General features: G+C 70.4%; 13 protein-coding genes. 11 read left to right on the forward strand and 2 right to left on the reverse strand.

The genetic code is table 11. The features are described from left to right. Positions 1-12: 12 nt before the first annotated feature. The 10 genes from aroC to NUV38_RS10180 all read left to right on the forward strand — a co-directional run bounded on the left by aroC (position 13) and on the right by NUV38_RS10180 (position 8,649). Entirely contained in the window at positions 13-1,191 is a 1,179-nt protein-coding gene (gene aroC, locus NUV38_RS10135; RefSeq protein ID WP_257729011.1) for a chorismate synthase, read from the forward strand. Next, complete coding sequence (locus tag NUV38_RS10140) at positions 1,188-1,703, forward strand: shikimate kinase (RefSeq protein ID WP_257729012.1); 516 nt, start codon at positions 1,188-1,190, stop codon at positions 1,701-1,703. The genes aroC and NUV38_RS10140 overlap by 4 nt, the downstream gene beginning before the upstream one ends. Further along, positions 1,700-2,815 carry a 3-dehydroquinate synthase gene (gene aroB / locus NUV38_RS10145; RefSeq protein WP_257729013.1) on the forward strand — a complete coding sequence of 372 codons (1,116 nt, stop codon included), beginning with the start codon at positions 1,700-1,702 and terminating at the stop codon, positions 2,813-2,815. The genes NUV38_RS10140 and aroB overlap by 4 nt, the downstream gene beginning before the upstream one ends. Beyond that, positions 2,812-3,930, forward strand: a complete 1,119-nt coding sequence (locus NUV38_RS10150) for a Xaa-Pro peptidase family protein (protein WP_257729014.1) — start codon at positions 2,812-2,814, stop codon at positions 3,928-3,930. Before aroB ends, NUV38_RS10150 begins: the two co-directional genes overlap by 4 nt. Beyond that, positions 3,930-4,493, forward strand: a complete 564-nt coding sequence (efp, locus tag NUV38_RS10155; RefSeq protein WP_257729015.1) for an elongation factor P — start codon at positions 3,930-3,932, stop codon at positions 4,491-4,493. The genes NUV38_RS10150 and efp overlap by 1 nt, the downstream gene beginning before the upstream one ends. After that, positions 4,493-4,897 carry a transcription antitermination factor NusB gene (gene nusB, locus NUV38_RS10160; RefSeq protein ID WP_055970429.1) on the forward strand — a complete coding sequence of 135 codons (405 nt, stop codon included), beginning with the start codon at positions 4,493-4,495 and terminating at the stop codon, positions 4,895-4,897. The genes efp and nusB overlap by 1 nt, the downstream gene beginning before the upstream one ends. A 148-nt stretch (positions 4,898-5,045) precedes the next feature. After that, positions 5,046-5,693: an ABC transporter permease gene (locus NUV38_RS10165; protein ID WP_257729016.1), complete on the forward strand. Its 648-nt coding sequence runs from the start codon at positions 5,046-5,048 to the stop codon at positions 5,691-5,693. Continuing rightward, complete coding sequence (locus NUV38_RS10170) at positions 5,686-6,891, forward strand: betaine/proline/choline family ABC transporter ATP-binding protein (RefSeq protein WP_308219683.1); 1,206 nt, start codon at positions 5,686-5,688, stop codon at positions 6,889-6,891. Before NUV38_RS10165 ends, NUV38_RS10170 begins: the two co-directional genes overlap by 8 nt. Next, a complete protein-coding gene (locus NUV38_RS10175; RefSeq protein WP_257729017.1) occupies positions 6,888-7,679 on the forward strand; it encodes an ABC transporter permease in 792 nt (263 codons plus the stop codon). Before NUV38_RS10170 ends, NUV38_RS10175 begins: the two co-directional genes overlap by 4 nt. A 1-nt stretch (position 7,680) precedes the next feature. Then, the gene (locus tag NUV38_RS10180) at positions 7,681-8,649 is read left to right on the forward strand and encodes a glycine betaine ABC transporter substrate-binding protein (protein WP_257729018.1); all 969 of its coding nucleotides are present in this window, start codon (positions 7,681-7,683) and stop codon (positions 8,647-8,649) included. Between the two features lie 20 nt (positions 8,650-8,669). Here NUV38_RS10180 and NUV38_RS10185 read toward each other — a convergent pair whose 3' ends face one another. Then, positions 8,670-9,245 (reverse strand): GNAT family N-acetyltransferase, encoded by a 576-nt coding sequence (locus tag NUV38_RS10185; protein ID WP_257729019.1) that lies wholly within the window; start codon positions 9,243-9,245, stop codon positions 8,670-8,672. A 46-nt stretch (positions 9,246-9,291) separates the two neighbouring features. Beyond that, positions 9,292-10,479 (reverse strand): HNH endonuclease, encoded by a 1,188-nt coding sequence (locus NUV38_RS10190; RefSeq protein WP_257729020.1) that lies wholly within the window; start codon positions 10,477-10,479, stop codon positions 9,292-9,294. Positions 10,480-10,623: 144 nt separating this feature from the next. Between NUV38_RS10190 and NUV38_RS10195 the strand changes: the two genes are divergently transcribed. Further along, positions 10,624-11,589 carry a hypothetical protein gene (locus NUV38_RS10195; protein WP_257729021.1) on the forward strand — a complete coding sequence of 322 codons (966 nt, stop codon included), beginning with the start codon at positions 10,624-10,626 and terminating at the stop codon, positions 11,587-11,589. Positions 11,590-11,626 lie beyond the last annotated feature (37 nt).

Here is an 11,626-nt window from a genome sequence, read left to right on the forward strand (position 1 = left end):
AGAATGACCCCCATGCTTCGATGGCTGACTGCCGGAGAGTCCCACGGACCCGCGCTCGTCGCGATCCTCGAGGGACTCCCAGCCGGCGTGCACGTGACCAGCAAGGACGTGCAGGACGCGCTCGCCCGGCGCCGCCTGGGCTACGGGCGGGGCGCGCGCATGAGCTTCGAGGCCGACGAGCTCGAGGTCATCGGCGGCCTGCGGCACGGCGTCAGCATGGGCAGCCCCGTGGCCCTGCGCATCGGCAACAGCGAGTGGCCGAAGTGGGAGCAGGTCATGGCGGCCGACCCGGTCGACCCCGAGGTGCTCGACGGGCTCAAGCGGGGTGCGCCGCTGACCCGGCCCCGACCCGGCCACGCCGATCTCGCCGGCATGCAGAAGTACGGCTTCGACGAGGCTCGTCCCGTGCTCGAGCGGGCCAGCGCCCGCGAGACCGCCGCCCGCGTCGCGCTCGGCGAGGTGGCGGCCAAGTTCGTCGAGCAGACCACCGGCGCCACGGTCCTGTCGCACGTCGTCGAGCTGGGCACCGTCACGGCGCCCGCCGGCCTCGTGCCGAGCGCCTCGGACGTCGAGGCGCTCGACGCCGACCCGGTGCGCTGCTTCGACGCCGCCACGAGCGCGGCGATGGTGGCCGAGATCGACGTGGCCCACAAGGACGGTGACACCCTCGGCGGTGTCGTCGAGGTGGTCGTGGAAGGCCTGCCGCCCGGCCTCGGCTCGTACACGCACTGGGACCGGCGTCTCGACTCCCGGCTCGCAGGTGCCCTCATGGGCATCCAGGCCATCAAGGGCGTGGAGGTGGGCGACGGGTTCGAGCTGGCCCGTACCCGCGGATCGCTGGCCCACGACGAGATCGTCCCCACAGACGACGGCATCCGCCGCGTCTCCGGCCGCTCCGGCGGGACCGAGGGCGGCATGACCACCGGGGAGCTGCTGCGCGTGCGTGCCGCCATGAAGCCGATCGCGACCGTGCCGCGGGCCCTGCGGACCGTCGACGTGGCCACCGGAGAGGAGACGCGTGCCCATCACCAGCGTTCCGACGTGTGCGCCGTCCCGGCCGCCGGCATCGTGGCCGAGGCCATGGTCGCGCTCGTGGTCGCCGACGCGATCACCGAGAAGTTCGGGGGCGACTCGGTCGAGGAGGTCCGACGCAACGTCGAGGCCTACCGCGACCACCTGAGGTTCCGTTGAGTCCGGTCGTCGTCCTGATCGGAGCGCCCGGCGCCGGCAAGACCACGGTGGCCCACCTGCTGGCCGAGGCTCTCGGCACCACGGTGCGCGACACCGACGCCGACGTGGAGGCCGTGGCCGGGACCAGCGTGCAGGACCTGTTCGTCCAGCGCGGCGAGGCGCACTTCCGTGAGCTCGAGGCCGCGGCGGTCGCCACGGCCCTCGAGGAGCACGACGGGGTGCTGGCGCTCGGCGGTGGTGCGGTGATGCACCCCCGGACGCAGGAGAGGCTGCGCGGCGAGCGCGTCGTCTTCCTCGACGTCGGGCTGACCGCCGCGGCCCAGCGAGTGGGGCTCGGGACGAACCGCCCGCTCCTGCTGGGCAACGTGCGGGCCACGCTGAAGGCGCTGCTCGACGGTCGCCGACCCCTCTACCAGGGCCTCGCGGTCCACACGGTCGTCACCGACGACCTCGACCCCGCCGACGTGGCCGACCACGTCCGACACTTCCTCCAGGAGGAGATCCACCCGTGACCACCCGCATCAGGGTCGAGACCGCCGCCCCCTACGACGTCGTCGTGGGCGCCGGTGCGTCGGCCCGCCTGGCCTCGCTCGTCGGCGACGACGTGCGTCGAGTGGCGATCCTGCACCCCGCCGCGTTGCGGGAGCGTGCGGCACGGCTGCGCGCCCAGCTGATCAGCGAGCAGGCGACCGACACGGTCGACGTGCACCTCGTCGAGCTGCCCGACGGCGAGGCCGCGAAGACCGCCGAGGTGCTGCAGTACTGCTGGGGGATCCTCGGCCAGGCGGGCTTCACGCGTTCCGACGTGGTCGTCGGGTTCGGCGGGGGAGCCACCACGGACCTCGCCGGGTTCGTGGCGGCCAGCTGGTTGCGCGGCGTGCGGTTCATCAACCTGCCGACCACCGTCCTCGGCATGGTCGACGCGGCCGTGGGTGGCAAGACCGGCATCAACACCGCCGCGGGCAAGAACCTGGTGGGTGCGTTCCACGAGCCGGTCGGCGTGCTCTGCGACCTCGAGCTGCTCACGGACCTGCCGTCGGCCGAGCTGCGCAGCGGCCTGGCCGAGGTGGTCAAGTGCGGCTTCATCGCCGACCCGTCGATCCTGGAGCTGGTGGAGGGTGCGGGGGCCGCGACGGTGCTCGACCCGACGTCACCGATCCTCGCCGAGCTGGTGGCCAAGGGCATCCGGGTCAAGGCCCGGACCGTGGCCGGCGACCTGCGGGAGACCGGTGGATCCCGTGAGGACGAGGCGTCGATCGGACGGGAGGCGCTCAACTACGGGCACACGCTCGGCCACGCGATCGAGCGCGAGGAGAACTACTCCGTGCGCCACGGCGAGGCGATCAGCGTGGGCATGGTCTTCGTGGCCGAGCTGGCGCAGCGGCACGACCTCATCGACGCCGACCTCGTGCAGCGTCACCGTGACGTGCTCGGCTCCCTCGCGCTGCCGACCACCTGGGCCGGGGCCTTCACCCCGCTGCTCGCGGCCATGCGGCTCGACAAGAAGACGCGGGGCGACCAGCTGCGCTTCGTCGTGCTGGAGGACCTGGGCCGCACGACCATCCTGGCCGGACCCGACGAGACCACGCTGCGCGACTCGTTCGCCGCGCTCACGAGCCGATGACGGCGCTCCTGGGCACCACGCCAGGCGCCGATGACCTCGCGCGGCGACGACGTCGGGTGGGTGCCGCGCTCTCGGAGGCAGGACGCGACGGCCTCGTCGTCACGACGCTCGTCAACGTGCGGTACCTGACGGGGTTTACCGGCTCCAACGGTGCGCTCGTGCTGCACGCCGACGGAAGCGGGGTCTTCCTCACGGACGGTCGCTACCGGGACCAGGCCGCGCAGGAGGTGCCGGGGCTCGAGCACGTCATCACCCGCGACCTCGTGGGTGTCGCCGCCGAGCGGATCACCGCGTCCGGGCAGACGTCGTGGGCGGCCGAGACGCACGCGCTCAGCGTCGACGCCCACGCCCGCCTGGTCGAGGCGGCCCCGGCGGTCACGCTGGTGCCCGCCGGCCGGCTCGTCGAGGACGCCCGCACCGTCAAGGACGACACCGAGATCGCCGCCCTGCGGGAGGCGTGCCGGATCTCCACCGCGGCGCTCGAGGGACTGTGGGCCGGTCCGCTCGTGGGCCGGACCGAGCGCGACGTGGCGCGTGACCTCGAGTGGCGCATGCTCGAGCTCGGCGCCGAGGCCATCGCCTTCGAGACGATCCTGGCGTCCGGCCCGAACACGGCGGTCCCGCACCACCACCCGACCGACCGGGTCCTGCAGCCCGGGGACCTGCTCAAGACCGACTTCGGTGCCCGGGTCTCGGGCTACCACGCCGACTGCACGCGAACCGTCGTGCTCGGCACCGCCGACGCCTGGCAGCGAGAAGTGCACGCGGCCGTGCGAGCCTCCCAGGCCGCCGGCGTGGCCGTGCTGCACGAGGGCCGCCCGGTGGCCGAGTCCGACACGGTTGCGCGTGGCGTGCTCGCCGACGCCGGCTGGCTCGAGCACTTCACGACCGGTCTCGGGCACGGGGTGGGCCTGGAGATCCACGAGGACCCGTTCATCGCCGCCTCGCACGCCGGTACACTGGCGAGTCGCACCACCTTGACCATGGAGCCGGGCATCTACGTCCCGGGCCGCGGGGGAGTGCGCATCGAAGACACCGTCCTCGTCACGCCGGCGGACCCGGGAACCCCCGAGGTGCTGACCGACCTGACCACCGAGCTCCTGGAGATCGCCTGATGGCCACCACGAACGACCTGAAGAACGGCATGGTGCTGAACATCGACGGCCAGCTCTGGACCATCGTCGAGTTCCAGCACGTCAAGCCCGGCAAGGGTCCCGCCTTCGTGCGCACCAAGATGAAGAACGTCGAGTCCGGCAAGGTCGTCGACAAGACGTTCAACGCCGGTACGAAGGTCGAGACCGCCACCGTCGACAAGCGCGACATGCAGTACCTGTACAACGACGGGTCGAGCTACGTGTTCATGGACGTGCAGACCTTCGACCAGCTCGAGATCGCACCGGAGGCCATGGGCACGGCCACGGACTTCCTGCTGGAGAACCAGAACGCCGTGGTGGCCACGAACGAGGGCCGGGTGCTCTACGTCGAGCTCCCCGCCTCCGTGGAGCTGCTCATCGAGCACACCGACCCGGGCCTGCAGGGCGACCGCTCCAGCGGCGGCACCAAGCCCGCGCGCCTGGAGACCGGCCGCGAGATCCAGGTCCCGCTGTTCGTCAGCTCGGGCGAGAAGATCAAGGTGGACACGCGCGACGGTGGCTACCTCGGTCGCGTGAAGGCCTGATGGGCGCCAGGACCAAGTACCGCAAGCGGGCGCTCGACGTCCTCTTCGAGTCCGAGATGCGGGGCGTCCCCCTCGGCGGCACCCTCGCCGCCCGGCTCGAGACGAACGACCCGCCGGTCAACCCGTACACGGTCCAGCTCGTGGAGGGCGTGGCCGCGCACCAGGAGAGCATCGACTCCCTGATCACCGAGCACGCACGGGGCTGGACGCTGGACCGGATGCCCGGGGTCGACCGCAACATCGTGCGGGTGGCGGTCTACGAGATCCTTCACGTCGACGACGTCCCCGGTCCCGTGGCCGTGAGCGAGGCCGTCGACCTCGCGGCCGACCTGTCCACGGACGAGTCGCCGAAGTTCGTCGGCGGCCTGCTGAGCCGCATCCTCGAGGTCTCCACCCCCGCCTGAGCGTCGTCGGGACCCTCCGCACCGGATCGTGTGCCGTCTGCTGCCCGTTCAAAGTTGCACCGCTGAACAACTTCGTTACGGTCGTGGGGACCCGTGACGAGGTCCGGAGGGCTCCGCCCGCCGTCCTCGTCCTGACGAGAGGCGACGCGTGAGCTTCATCGAGTTCGTCCAGGAGCGGTGGTCCGTGCTGTCGTTCCTGGCCTACCAGCACCTCAGTCTGGTGGTGCAGACGTTGGCGATCGCCACGCTGCTGGCCATCGTGCTGGGCGTCCTGGCCTACCGGTCCTCCGTCGGCACGTCGATCGCGCAGGCCCTGTCGTCGGTGGGGCTGACCCTGCCGTCCTACGCGCTGCTCGGCCTCCTGGTCGGCGTGGTGGGCATCGGCGTCTTCCCGTCGGTCATCGCGCTCGTGTTCTTCGGCTTCCTGCCCATCCTGCGCAACGTCATCGTCGGTCTCACCGGCGTCGACCAGGCTCTCGTGGAGTCGGCGCGGGGGATGGGCATGGGGCGGCTGACGACGCTCGTGCGGCTCGAGCTGCCGCTCGCCTGGCCGGTGATCATGACCGGCGTCCGCGTCTCGGGGCAGATGCTCATGGGCATCGCCGCGATCGCGGCCTACGTGCTGGGCCCCGGCCTGGGCGGCTACATCTTCTCCGGCATCTCCCGCGCCGGCGGCGCCAACGCGACCAACTCCATCCTGGCGGGCACCCTCGGCGTCATCGTGCTCGCCGTCCTGCTCGACCTCGTCCTGAACCTGCTCACCCGCGTCACGACCTCGAGGGGCATCCGTGTCTGAGACCACCCAGCCGTCCACGCCAGAGACCGACGCCGAGCACGGGCAGTCCTTCGGCCAGCGGATCCTGCTCGAGAACGTCACCAAGCGCTACGGCGGGCAGGCCGATGCCGCCGTCGACGACGTGACCATCGAGATCCCCGCCGGCGAGATCGTCATGCTGGTCGGCCCCTCGGGCTGCGGCAAGACGACCACCATGAAGATGATCAACCGGTTGATCGAGCCCACCAGCGGGAAGATCTTCATCGGTGACGAGGACGTCACGCACCGCAACGCCGACGACCTGCGCCGCCACATCGGCTACGTCATCCAGGGTGCTGGACTGTTCCCGCACTACACGGTGGCGGAGAACATCGCGATCGTCCCGCGCCTGCTGGGCTGGAAGAAGGACCGCATCGCCGCCCGGGTCGACGAGCTGCTCGAGCTGGTCAACCTCGAGCCCGGGCAGTACCGGGACCGCTACCCGCGCGAGCTCTCCGGAGGTCAGCAGCAGCGCATCGGCGTGGCGCGGGCCCTGGCCGCCGACCCGCCCGTGCTGCTGATGGACGAGCCGTTCGGTGCGGTGGACCCGATCACGCGTCAGCGGCTCCAGGACGAGCTGCTGCGGCTCCAGGAGGAGCTGCGCAAGACCATCGTGTTCGTGACCCACGACTTCGACGAGGCGGTCAAGCTCGGCGACCGGATCGCGATCCTCGACGTCGGCTCGCGGATCGTCCAGTACGACACGCCCGAGGCGATCCTGGCCGCACCGGCCAGCGACTTCGTCGAGGGCTTCGTCGGCCACGGGGCCGCGCTCAAGCAGCTCACGCTCACCCGCGTGCGCGACGTCGAGCTGCACGAGGCTGCCGTCGCGCAGGTCGGCGGGGACCCGGTTGCCGCAGCGCAGGACGCCCGCGCGAAGGAGCGGGAGTGGGTCATCGTCCTCGACGACCAGCAGCGTCCGCAGCGATGGGTCTCCGTCAAGGAGCTCGAGCGCGGCGGGTCGCTCGACCGGGTCACCCGCGACCGTGAGCTGGAGGTCGTCAGCACTGCGTCGACCCTCAACGACGCGCTCGACGAGATGCTCACGTCGTCGCACGGGGTCGTGGTCGTGACCGGTCGGCGCAACACCTACCAGGGCGTCGTGCGGGTCGAGACGATCATGCAGGCGATGCAGCAGATCAGCAGCGCTGCCGCCGACGCGCGTCCGGTGGAGCCGTGAGCACCGCCACCGCTCGACCTGCCGTGGAAGGGGAGGCGGCCACCCCGAACGTCACCGTCGATCGTCCCGGCATCGCCCGGTGGATCGGCCAGCCGATCGTCGTGGTCGCCGCGGTCGCGGGCTGCCTGGTGTACGTGAACACCGCCTCGATCACCGACGTCGAGCGACGTTCGCTCACGGCCGGCAACCTGATCGACCTCACGCAGCAGCACCTGACCATCAGCCTGATCGCCACCGCGCTCACCTGCCTGATCGCCATCCCGCTGGGGATCGCGCTCACGCGCGGTCCGATGCGTCGTTACTCCAAGCCGATCATCACCGTCGCCGGGTTCGGCCAGGCCGCGCCCGCCATCGGCCTGATCGCGCTCGGTGCCGTGATCTTCGACGTCGGCCGCACCGGCGCGATCGCCGCTCTCACGGTCTACGGCATCCTGCCGATCGTGGCCAACACGGTCACGGGCATCGACGGTGTCGACCGGCGTCTCATCGAGGCGTCGCGGGGGATGGGCGTCTCGGCCCTGGGCACCCTCATGAGGGTCGAGCTGCCGCTGGCGCTACGGGTCATCGTCGCGGGTGTCCGCACGGCGCTCGTGCTCATCGTGGGCACCGCCGCCCTCGCATCGTTCACGGGAGCCGGCGGGCTCGGCGACCTCATCACCACGGGCATCAAGCTCCAGCAGAACGTGACGCTGGTCGTCGGGGCGGTCCTCGTGGCCGCCCTCGCCCTGTTCATCGACTGGCTGGCTCGTCTCGTGGAGATCGCGGCTGCCCCGAAGGGAGTGGGCTGACATGCGTCAGCACACCAGCAAGACGATCGTCGGCACCGTCGCCGGACTGCTCTACCTGGCCCTCGCCGGCTGCGGCCTCCAGTCGGCCTCCGGCGCCGTGCTCGGTGCCGACCCAGGGACGATCAAGCCGGTGAAGTCCCTCGAGGGCGTACCGGTCACCGTCGCTGCGAAGGACTTCACCGAGCAGCTGGTGCTCGGCAACATGATGTCGACGGTGCTCAGCGTCGCGGGCGCCGACGTGACCAACCTCAGCAACACCCCGGGCAGCTTCGGTGTCCGGCAGGCGCTGCTCGACGGTCGCGTGGACATCTCGCCGGAGTACACCGGCACGGGCTGGATCAACTACCTCGGCAACGACAAGCCCGTGAAGGGTGAGGAGCAGCAGTACAAGGCCGTGTACGACGCCGACCTGAAGAACGGCCTGACCTGGCTGCCCTACGCGCCGATGAACAACACGTACGCCTTCGCGATCGCCGAGAAGAAGGGCGAGGAGCTCGGCATCACCAAGCTGTCCCAGCTGGCCGACCTGCCGCCGGAGGAGCTGACGTTCTGCGTCGAGAGCGAGTTCGCCAAGCGCGACGACGGCTTCGTGCCGATGCTGAAGGCCTACGACCTCACCGAGTCCGACCTCGCCAAGGTGACCAACCTCGACACCGGCGTCATCTATACGGCGACGGCCAACGGCACCTGCAACTTCGGCGAGGTGTTCACCACCGACGGCCGCATCCCAGGTCTGGACCTGAGGGTGCTCGAGGACGACCGCGAGTTCTTCCCGCTCTACAACCTGAGCTTCGTGGCCAAGACGTCGTTCCTCGAGAAGCATCCTGAGGTCGCAGACCTGTTCGCGCCTGTGCTCTCGAAGCTGACGAACGAGGTCATGCTCGACCTGAACGCGAAGGTCGACGTCGAGGGGCAGGACCCGGCGATCGTCGCGCGTGACTGGCTGAAGTCCGAGGGACTGGTGTCGTAGGGCGTTCGCGGCAGCGCCGGTCAGCGCAGGTCGAGCCTCATGAGGACTCTCGGGAAGCCCGCGAGGGTCGACGTGGTCTCGGCGGCCTGCTCGAATCCGGCGGCCTCGAAGAGCGCCTTCGTCCCGACGTAGGTCATGGTCAGGTCGACCTTCTCGCCGCGGTTGTCGACGGGGTAGCCCTCGACCGCGGGTGCGCCCTGCTGACGGGCCAGGTCGACGGCGCCGGCCAGCAGCGCGTGGGAGATCCCCTGCTTGCGGTGGCCGGGACGGACACGGATGCACCAGATCGACCAGACGTCGAGGTCGTCGACGTGCGGGATTTTCCGGTTGGTGGCGAAGGAGGTGTCGGCGCGGGGATGCACGGCGGCCCACCCGACGACATCGCCCTCCTCGTCGTAGGCCAGCACACCGGGTGGGCCCTGCTCCATGAGCTCGCGCACACGCTCGCCACGCTGCGTCCCCGCAAGTGACTGGTTCTCCTTGGACGACGTGAGCCGGTAGCTCAGGCACCAGCAGACGTTCGCATCCGGTCGCTTGGGGCCGACCATGGTGCGGACGTCGTCGAAGTCGGTGGCAGGGCGGGTCGTGACGGCCATGGTCCAGTGTGCCTCTCGTGGGAGGTCGGTTGCGGCGGCGAGGGTTTCAGCCCGCTCGGGCGATGCGGGTGTGTCGTCCGGTGCGGTGGGTGCGCAGGGTGCGGCCGATCTCGTGGGTGGTGGGATCGATCGTGAAGTACCCCTGGTGCACGAGTGCGTGGCATCTCGGGCAGAGCCCGATGAGGTTCTTGAGGTCGGTGGTGCCGCCGTGGGACCAGTACTCGACGTGGTGGATGTGGACGATGGGCCCCCAGCAGCCGAGTCCGCCGCAGCGTCCGCCCTGTCGTGCGACGACGGCCTTGCGTTGGGCGGGGGTGGCCAGACGTGCGGTGCGGCCGACGTCCAGGACCGAGTGCTTGCCGGCGGTCAGGATCGGGGTCAGGGCTGAGTCGCAGAGCATCTGTTGGAGCTGGGCCGGTCCGATGGTGCCGAAGCCGGCGAGGTCGGCGGTCGTGGTGTCGACGTCGTCGGCGAGGTCAGCGAGGTCAGCGAGGTCGAGCGTCAGTGAGACGTGGGGTCGGACGCCCTTGTCCTGGGGAAGCCCGGACTCGAGGATCCTGCTGAGCATCTGGTCGAGGGCGGTGACGCGTCGTTCGTTGACGGGTCGGTCGTCCTCGGCGCAGGTCGGTGCGGACAGCGACTCCAGCACGGTCTTGAACTTCGTACCGGTGTCGAACGGCAGGAAGCCGGTCACATGAAATCCCTCGCCGACGGCGGAGAGCTTGATGTCGTGCTTGGCCATGCCCTTGATCCAGGCCTCGTCGAGGTCGTCGGGGTGGGTGGCGTCGCGCAGCTTCTTCACGGCCCTGCGGATCTGGGCGGGCTCGGCGCGTTCGGCCAGGTGCAGCAGGGCGTCCATGCAGGTCTCGACCGCGGAAGGGTCGATGTGGCGGGCGGCGTAGGTGAACGCATCGACGTGGTCCAGCGAGACCGCACCAGCCGTCGCGAGGTCGGCGAGCTCGGGCATGTCGGTCAACGTCCGGGCCGACCGGGTCAGCTGGGAGGCGTCCCTGGCGTCGAGATGCAGCTGGTCCCGCAGCCAGTTCTTCACGCTCGAGCAGCCCTCGGCCTCGTGGTCACCGTGCTCGGCCATCTCGGCGACCAGGTCGACCTTGGCCGCGTCGATCGCGTTCTGCACGACCTGCAGCACCCGCAGCGCATCGGTGGTCGTGGGGTACTCACGCAACGCACGCGCAGCAGTGGTGAGCTGCTCGGCGACGTGCTGCGTGATCATGCAGTCACACTACCGAACATATGAGCGATACCACAGGGTCGAAAGTCCCGAAAAGTCTCGCCATTGCAGCGTTTCCCGCGAAGGACGTGAGCACCTTCCGGCGATAGACGAGTCGGGTGGACCCGGTCGTGGGAGCCTGCTTCCGTGACCGATTCCGCGTGGCTGGAGATCCTCGTGCGCATGACCGCGGGTGAGGGGGCCGAGCAGCCGACCGAGGGCATCGTCGCGATCCGGCTCGACAAGGAGTCCGAGCAGCTCACGCGGTTCCGCGTCTGGAAGCACGGTCAGCGCTGGCGCGTGGAGCACCTCTCCGGGCGGCCGCGCAGCATCCAGGGCGACCGCTTCACCTACACCTTCGACGACGAGGACGGGGAGCTCGACGAACCACGTCGGACGGAACGGGCTCGCGGCGACCGCCCGCTCGACGAGGTCTCGTCCGTCCTGAGGCGACGTGACCCGTGGGACTGGCGTCCGGACGACGATGACTACAGCCACCCCGCCGCGCCGCCGGAGCGCACGACGTTCCTGAGTCGGGACGCGTGGGAGGTGAGACTGGCTCCGCCCCGCCACAAGACCGGCGAGCTCGTCGAGGTGGTCGACGCGCACGACGGCAGGCTCCTGGCGCGGCGCAGCACCGTCCACGGGGACATCGCACGCTGGGAGGAGCTACGCGTCGTCGAGTCGCTGTCCGACGACCTCTTCGTCTGGGACGGACCGTTCTCGGCGGTCCAGGCCTTCGGGGAGGAGGACGTTCCTGACGAGCTCCTGGAGGCGGTCGAGGACGAGCGGCGTGCCGAGGAGGCCTTCGTCGCCTCGCTCGGTCTCGGTGACCTGTGGGTGGAGGGCAGGGGTGACACCTTCGGTCACGTCGACCACGACGGTGGTCGCGCACTCGTCCACTGGAGCGCCGCAGCAGGTTTCCACCTGCTGCGGGACCCGCTCGGGTCGCCCGTGGACGAGGAGGACGAGGGGGTCGAGCAGACGGTCTGGACCGACGACCGGTGGCGCTGGACCCTGGTCACGTCCGGCGTCGGGCCGCACGCGCGCTCTCGACTGGTGAAGGACCTCCAGGAGCGCACGCGGTCCCTGTCCGCCACGCCTGACCCCTGACGGTGGCACCGGCCGCCGCTGCTAGGCTCGGGCACGT

Source organism: Aeromicrobium sp. 50.2.37 (assembly GCF_024655735.1).
In the GTDB taxonomy this organism is placed as follows: Bacteria; Actinomycetota; Actinomycetes; order Propionibacteriales; family Nocardioidaceae; genus Aeromicrobium.